Source organism: Streptomyces sp. NPDC007162, from assembly GCF_040634175.1.
In the GTDB taxonomy this organism is placed as follows: Bacteria; Actinomycetota; Actinomycetes; order Streptomycetales; family Streptomycetaceae; genus Streptomyces.
Window position 1 is genome coordinate 1 of sequence record NZ_JBEYFC010000958.1, and the last position, 1,647, is coordinate 1,647.

Below are 1,647 nucleotides of genomic sequence, written 5' to 3' on the forward strand. Positions count from 1 at the left end.
GCGATGCCTGGCCGCTCGCCACGACCTGCCCGGTGGACACGTCGACCACCAGCGCCTTGGTGGACTGGGTGGACGTGTCCACGCCGACGACGAGCGGACCCTCGGCTGCTGACATCGGGCTCTCCCTTTTTCCGCTTTTCGCGGTCTTCCTGACCTGCGGTTTTCCTGGTTTACCGGGGTGTCGTGACCCGGTTTTCGGCTCTCGGGGACAGGGTGACCCTTCCCAGGGATGCGTCGGCATACTAATTTGTAAACGGCCATGACGAAATAGTCGGCCCGACAGTCGTGCCGACCGACGTCGCGCACCCCCATCAAGACAGGCATCAAGCAAGGAGCCGCGGCATGAGCTTCCAGCCCACCCCCGAGGACAGGTTCACCTTCGGCCTGTGGACCGTCGGCTGGCAGGGAAGGGACCCGTTCGGCGACGCCACCCGCCGTGCCCTCGACCCGGTCGAGACCGTCCAGCGCCTGGCCGAGCTGGGCGCCTACGGTGTGACGTTCCACGATGACGACCTCATCCCCTTCGGATCCTCCGACACCGAACGCGAATCGCACATCAAGCGCTTCCGCCAGGCCCTCGACGCGACCGGCATGACCGTCCCGATGGCCACCACCAACCTCTTCACCCACCCGGTCTTCAAGGACGGCGCGTTCACCGCGAACGACCGTGAGGTGCGCCGCTACGCGCTGCGCAAGACCATCCGAAACATCGACCTGGCCGCCGAGCTGGGCGCGAAGACCTATGTCGCCTGGGGTGGCCGTGAGGGCGCCGAGTCGGGCGCCGCCAAGGACGTGCGGGTCGCCCTCGACCGTATGAAGGAGGCCTTCGACCTCCTCGGCGAGTACGTCACCTCCCAGGGCTACGACCTGCGCTTCGCCATCGAGCCCAAGCCGAACGAGCCGCGCGGCGACATCCTGCTCCCCACGGTCGGCCACGCGCTCGCGTTCATCGAGCGCCTGGAGCGCCCCGAGCTGTACGGCGTCAACCCCGAGGTGGGCCACGAGCAGATGGCCGGCCTGAACTTCCCGCACGGCATCGCGCAGGCACTGTGGGCGGGCAAGCTCTTCCACATCGACCTCAACGGGCAGTCCGGCATCAAGTACGACCAGGACCTGCGCTTCGGCGCCGGTGACCTGCGCGCCGCCTTCTGGCTGGTCGACCTCCTGGAGAGCGCCGGTTACGAGGGGCCGAGGCACTTCGACTTCAAGCCGCCGCGGACCGAGGACCTCGACGGCGTGTGGGCGTCGGCCGCCGGCTGCATGCGCAACTACCTGATCCTCAAGGAGCGCGCCGCCGCCTTCCGCGCGGACCCGGAGGTCCAGGAGGCCCTGCGCGCCTCCCGCCTGGACCAGCTGGCCCAGCCGACCGCCGCGGACGGCCTGCAGGCCCTCCTCGCCGACCGCGCGGCCTTCGAGGAGTTCGACGCGGACGCGGTCGCCGCCCGCGGCATGGCCTTCGAGCAGCTCGACCAGCTGGCGATGGACCACCTGCTGGGCGCCCGCGGCTGACGCCCGCCCGCACGCGCGCGTGCGGGCGATTCCGAGAGGAACGCCTTCCACGCGCGCGTGTCGCTTTGTGTTCCCTCGCGTGGAAACGACCGGACGACGTGAGGTCCTCCCCCACGGGTGGAAATACGCGGGTGCGCG

The 1,647-nt window shown here is 69.5% G+C and carries 1 protein-coding gene; it reads left to right on the top strand.

Annotated features, from left to right (window positions below; genetic code table 11):
- The first annotated feature begins 342 nt into the window (after positions 1-342).
- The gene (gene xylA / locus ABZ646_RS46230) at positions 343-1,509 is read left to right on the top strand and encodes a xylose isomerase (RefSeq protein ID WP_360533694.1); all 1,167 of its coding nucleotides are present in this window, start codon (positions 343-345) and stop codon (positions 1,507-1,509) included.
- Positions 1,510-1,647: the final 138 nt, after the last annotated feature.